7 protein-coding genes are annotated in these 5,771 nt (G+C 48.0%); all 7 read left to right on the forward strand.

Annotated features, from left to right (window positions below; genetic code table 11):
• On the forward strand, positions 1–162 hold a 162-nt coding region (locus JKY90_06580), incomplete at its 5' end, for an RNase adaptor protein RapZ (protein MBL4851930.1).
• Positions 159–569 (forward strand): PTS fructose transporter subunit IIA, encoded by a 411-nt coding sequence (locus tag JKY90_06585; protein ID MBL4851931.1) that lies wholly within the window; start codon positions 159–161, stop codon positions 567–569. The genes JKY90_06580 and JKY90_06585, both read left to right, overlap by 4 nt.
• Before the next feature lie 321 nt (positions 570–890).
• Complete coding sequence (locus JKY90_06590) at positions 891–1,163, forward strand: HPr family phosphocarrier protein (protein MBL4851932.1); 273 nt, start codon at positions 891–893, stop codon at positions 1,161–1,163.
• Between the two features lie 58 nt (positions 1,164–1,221).
• Positions 1,222–2,964: a phosphoenolpyruvate--protein phosphotransferase gene (ptsP, locus tag JKY90_06595; GenBank protein ID MBL4851933.1), complete on the forward strand. Its 1,743-nt coding sequence runs from the start codon at positions 1,222–1,224 to the stop codon at positions 2,962–2,964.
• 172 nt (positions 2,965–3,136) lie between these two features.
• Positions 3,137–4,444: a magnesium transporter gene (gene mgtE / locus JKY90_06600; protein ID MBL4851934.1), complete on the forward strand. Its 1,308-nt coding sequence runs from the start codon at positions 3,137–3,139 to the stop codon at positions 4,442–4,444.
• A gap of 68 nt (positions 4,445–4,512) precedes the next feature.
• Positions 4,513–5,484: an ATP-binding cassette domain-containing protein gene (locus JKY90_06605; protein ID MBL4851935.1), complete on the forward strand. Its 972-nt coding sequence runs from the start codon at positions 4,513–4,515 to the stop codon at positions 5,482–5,484.
• On the forward strand, positions 5,481–5,771 hold a 291-nt coding region (locus tag JKY90_06610; protein MBL4851936.1), incomplete at its 3' end, for an ABC transporter permease. The genes JKY90_06605 and JKY90_06610, both read left to right, overlap by 4 nt.

Consider the following 5,771-nt stretch of genomic DNA (forward strand, 5'->3'; position numbering starts at 1 on the left):
ACTTGGTTGCCGCGTTATGCTAGCGAAAATCGAAGTTATCTGACAGTAGCGATAGGTTGTACCGGCGGCCAACATCGATCAGTATTTTTGGCTGAGAAGATTGCACAAAGTTTGCGCGACGAGTACCCCTCTTTATTGCTCAGGCATAGAGAGCTAACATGAGTGTTGGTGTATTGTTAATTAATCATGAGTATATTGGCAGTGGCTTGTTGGCAGCGGCGCGGTCTATTTGTGGTGACTATGCTGGTAACATCGAAGAAATATCAATCAGTCATAACGCTAAACAGGCAGATATCTTGCAAGTAATACAACAAAAAATTACTGCACTTGATTGTGGTGCTGGCGTGCTAGTGCTTAGTGACTTATATGGCAGCACCCCCAGCAATATTGCGACACAATTTCATCAGCCAGGTAAAGTCACTATTGTATTGGGCGTTAACCTGCCAATGTTAATTCGGGTCTTTAATTATCCTAAAGACGATCTTGAAAAAATGACAGCTAAGGTAATAGCTGGCGGTAGAGAGGGCGTGTTTGTTTACCCTCCTAGTGTTCCAACAAGGCAGTATTGATGGGTTCAGCGGGATGGCAAGGTGTTAGCCACAAGGCGCGTCTCGCCGTGAAGGGCGAGCCCCTTTGCAAGAGACGCAACACCGTGGATGAGGCCTTGCCAATCCGCCCGCAGGGAGCCTACCAAATGCGCCCATGCTGCGTTGCTGTCCTTAACAATGGAACAGCCATTGTCTGCGTACGGCGCCTTGCACCCCGTGTCAAGCACGGGGCAGGCTCCGCGAAGGCGTGGGGGCACTTCCTGCGGGGCGCTTGGACGCATTTGGTAGGCTCTGAACCCATCAATACTGCTTTGTTGGAGTACCAGATCGAGGCAGATGGCCATGCAGAATAGAGAAGTATTGGTGATCAATAAATTAGGTTTGCATGCGCGTGCTGCGGTCAAACTGGTTAAATTGGCATCGAGCTTTCAGAGTTCGATACAGCTTGTACGCGACACACATTGTGTTAATGGCAAAAGCATTATGGGTGTGATGATGCTGGCTGCGAGCAAAGGCACGACGCTTGATCTAGTCGCTGATGGTGAAGATGAAAATCAGGCACTTGACAGTTTAGTTGACTTATTTCATTCGGGTTTCGAAGAAAATATTGAGTGATGAGTACGCAGCAAAGTGTTTCAAGAATGCATAGTATTATTGATTGCAAAATACTGTTATGACAACTGCCCTGGCAGGGATTGGTGTAACGCGTGGGTTAGTGATCGGTCGTGCGTATATCTTTAATAGTATTCAGCCCGAAGTGGTGGAATACAATATTCCACAACAGTATATAGAAGATGAAGTTGCGCGCTACGAGCTTGCGCTGGCAGATGCAAAGAAGCAGCTTGACACCGTTAGACAACATATTCCAACGTCGGCACCAGCAGAAATTTCTGCTTTCATTGAAGCTCACTTATTGATGTTAGAGGATAGCGCTCTTTCCAGGGTGCCGATTGAATATATTCGGCAGCATCAATGTAATGCTGAGTGGGCACTGAAATATCAGCGTGATACTTTGGCTGCCGTATTTGAGGAAATGGATGACCCTTATCTGCGAACGCGACGTGATGATGTTGATTATGTTGTTAACCGAGTACAAAGACTGCTGAGTGATCCTGATGCACAAGACCAGAGTGATACAGAAACTTCACTGGTGGGTCGTGTTGTAATTGCTGAGGACGTCACCCCGGCAGAAACCATTTTATTCAAGTCGCAGGGCGTTGCTGGCTTTGTTAGTGAGCATGGCGGTGTTAATTCGCATACTGCGATTCTGGCACGTAGCTTAGGTATTCCTGCGATCGTCGGTGTACATCACCTGCGTCGTTATATTTACCACAATGAAACCATAGCACTTGATAGCGAGCGTGGCATGGTGCTAGCAGATTGTGATGAAGCGCTTTTACAGCATGTTGAGAGTCGTCAGAAAATTGCATTACGACAACGGGCGCGACTCAACGCCCTAAAAGATCGGCCTGCGGTGACGCTGGATGGCGTCAATATAGAGTTATTAGCAAATGTTGAAGCGGATGACGATATCGATTTGATGCATGCTGTTGGTAGTGATGGTATTGGTCTCTATCGCACCGAGATGGTCTTCATGATGGCTGACGGTGTGCCAACAGAAGAAATGCAGTATCAGGCCTATCGACGTATTGTTGAACAAGCCAACGGTACGCCAGTCACTATAAGAACGCTTGATCTTGGTGCGGATAAGCAGGTTGATGGCGTTGGCCGTGGTGGCGCTATTGCGACGAACCCAGCATTGGGTTTACGAGCGATACGTTTGTGTTTGCAGGATCCATCATTATTTTATCCGCAGCTTAGAGCCATTCTGCGTGCATCGGTTTACGGAAAACTACATCTCATGTTACCAATGTTGACCAATGTTGAAGAATTACAACAAGCCAAGCAGTTTATTGAGGATGCTAAACGTCAGTTACGCCAATCCAATATACCGTTCGATGATGACATTCTCATAGGTGGCATGATAGAGGTGCCTGCTGCGGCCCTGGATGCGGATGCCTTTGCCCGTCATCTCGATTTTTTATCCATTGGTACCAACGATTTAATTCAGTATACCTTGGCTATCGATCGTCTTGATGAGGATGTCAACCACCTCTACAAGCCAGCGCACCCGGCTGTGCTTAAATTGATCGGTATGACGATTAAGGCTGGTTTTGATGCCAAAATACCGGTAACGATGTGTGGTGAAATGGCCGGCGATGTGCGTTATGTGCGCTTATTATTGGGCATGGGTTTGCGAGTATTTAGTATGAATCCACGTGCCTGCTTGGATGTGCGTCGTATTGTCATCAATAGCTCGGTCTCAGAGTTGTCTGCGTTAATGCATAGCGTGCATCGAGCGGGAACCAGTAACGAAATCGAAGAATTGCTAGATCGTATTAATCAAGATATCTAGCCAGAACCCTAAATTCAAATTATTTAGCTGCCTTACTTTTTTATCAACCTATTTCCGAATCAGGGTTCTTTTATTGATCAATATTGCCTACACTCGAGTAGGTTAACCTTTGGCGGTATAGCAACCGATGTCGGGCGAAAAACAAGAAATTAAAGAAGAGCTAGAGGAGTTCATGGCGTGTCTGCGCAATGATGCTCATGACGATGCTCGTGCGCTGCTGGTAGAGCTGCATCCGGCTGAAATCGCCCATTCTATTGAGAGCCTGCCCAGTGCTGAACGGGACACCGTCTGGCAGTGGTTGGCAGCTGATATTCGCGGCGCTGTGCTAGCGCATTTGCATGACGATGTACGTGCCAGCCTAATTCGAGAAATGGGTCTGGCGCAGTTGATTGCTGCGACCGAAGGGCTAGAGACAGACGATATCGCCGATATTCTGCAAAGTCTGCCCGATCAAGACAGTCGCGAAATTCTTGAAGCTATGGGCCGACAGGATCGAGAGCGCGTTGAGCAAGTGCTTGCCTATTCTGAGGACACCGCCGGTGGCTTGATGAATACCGACGCCATTACGGTGCGGCCTGATGTCAGCCTCGATGTGGTATTGCGTTATCTACGTTTACGCGGTGAGCTGCCCGAATCGACCGATAAATTATTTGTTGTTGACCGTGATGATAGCTATTTAGGTGTTTTGCTCATTACGCAAATTGTCACCTTACAACCCACGACCACTGTTGCCCAAGCCATGATCAGCGATTTCGACGCAATCAAGGTAACGATGCAAGAGACCGACATTGCTAACCACTTTGCACGCCAGGACATATTGTCTGCACCAGTAGTCGATGATCATAATCGTTTGTTAGGCCGTATTACTATCGACGATATCGTCGATGTTATTCGTGAGCAGGGTGGACAATCGCTAACCAGCATGGCGGGTTTGGGTGAAGAAGATGACTTGTTTTCGCCTATCTGGACGAGCACAGGTCGTCGCGCCGTATGGCTGGGTGCAAATTTACTCACCGCTTTTGCCGCCTCGGCAGTGATTGCCCTGTTTGATGCCACCATCGAAAAAATTGTTGCACTGGCGGTACTCATGCCCATCGTTGCCAGCATGGGTGGCATCGCCGGCAGTCAAACCTTAACCCTGGTAATTCGAGGTTTGGCAATGGGCCAAGTGAGTACGGCCAACTCATTGCGATTAATGCGTAAAGAAATGGCGGTCGGCGTGCTCAATGGTTTTCTGTGGGCAGCAGTAGTGACGTTAGTTGTGGTATTTTGGTTTGAGGATTATCAAATAGGCGCCATTATTGGTATAGCTCTCGTGATAAACCTCATTGTTGCATCACTGGCTGGCGTTGCCATTCCGTTACTGCTGCGACGCATAGGCAGCGACCCAGCACTTGGCGGTAGTGTCTTGCTGACCACGGTGACAGACGTCATCGGCTTTCTCGTTTTTCTCGGTTTAGCAACAATATTTCTACTATGAGAAAAAATAGTGTGTCATACGAAGTATGATAACGATAACAGTATTCATTTTTATGCAAGGTGCCGGCATTGAATAAGCAAGTACTCGTTAGTGTTGACAAAGTTGGCAGGCGCTACGGTGACCTTAGCGCTGTGCATGAGGTGAGTTTTTATCTCAATAGAGGTGAAGTGCTGGGCTTTCTTGGCGCTAATGGTGCGGGCAAGTCAACTACCATGAATATGTTGTGTGGTGTGTTGGCGCCGACACAGGGCACCATTAAAATTGCTGGCCACGATATTATCAAAGAGCCGATCAAGGCCAAGAGTCGGCTTGGTTATTTGCCGGAACAGCCACCTTTGTATCGTGACTTAAGCGTGGATGAATATCTTGACTATTGCGCGCGACTACGGCGTGTGCCAGCCGCCAAGCGCCGTCAACGTATCAGTGAGATCAAGCAACGCTGTGGGTTGGGTAAAGTCGGCCGACGCATTATTGGTCAGTTATCGAAGGGTTATCAGCAACGTGTAGGTATTGCCCAGGCGATAGTCCATTTACCCGATGTGATCGTGCTTGATGAGCCCACGGTCGGCCTTGATCCAGTACAGATCCGAGAGATACGTAGCTTGATTCGTGAATTGGCGCAGGATCACGGTATTATTTTATCGACCCATATTTTACCTGAAGTGCAAGCAATATGTGATCGTGTACAGATCCTGGATCATGGCCGTATTGTGTTCGCCGATGATATTGCGGCCTTATCTGCATATATGGCCAGCACCACCTTATTGCTTGCAGTACGCAAAGAGCCAAACCTTGATGCACTACTGGCTATCGAGGGTGTCGTCGCCGTTCAGTGTGTTGGTGCTGGGTGTTTTCAGCTAGAGATTGATGAAAAAAATAATCCAGCAGAGCGTGTCGCACAATACGCAGTAGAAAATCAGCTGGGTCTTTACCAATTAACCCCGCAACAAACAGATCTTGAGCAGGTGTTTGTTGATATTACAACGAATGATAATGCGTTGCCCCCCGAGCGTACGTTGTCAGAGGGTGCATCGTTGTGATTGTTGCTATCGCACGTCATGAATTACGCAGCCTGTTTTTATCACCGTTGGCATGGGTGGTGTTGGCATTGGTGCAATTGTTATTGGCGTATATTTTCCTGCTAAACATCGACAGTTTTATTGCCGGACAGGATGAGTTGGCGCTCAATGCGCAAGCGCCGGGCGCAACCTTACTGGTTGTTATCCGCATGTTGGGTAACGTGCCGATGCTGTTGATGGTGGTGATACCGCTCATCACCATGCGCCTATTAAGTGACGAAAAACGTTTACGTACACGAGTGTTGTTA

Source organism: Gammaproteobacteria bacterium, from assembly GCA_016765075.1.
Taxonomy (GTDB): Bacteria; Pseudomonadota; Gammaproteobacteria.

What these genes read in the sequence shown, in the direction of transcription:
- ptsP (MBL4851933.1), top strand. Translation starts at nt 1,222, where the DNA reads ATGACAACTGCCCTGGCAGGGATTGGTGTAACGCGTGGGTTAGTGATC.
- JKY90_06590 (MBL4851932.1), top strand. Translation starts at nt 891, where the DNA reads ATGCAGAATAGAGAAGTATTGGTGATCAATAAATTAGGTTTGCATGCG.
- mgtE (MBL4851934.1), top strand. Translation starts at nt 3,137, where the DNA reads ATGGCGTGTCTGCGCAATGATGCTCATGACGATGCTCGTGCGCTGCTG.
- JKY90_06585 (MBL4851931.1), top strand. Translation starts at nt 159, where the DNA reads ATGAGTGTTGGTGTATTGTTAATTAATCATGAGTATATTGGCAGTGGC.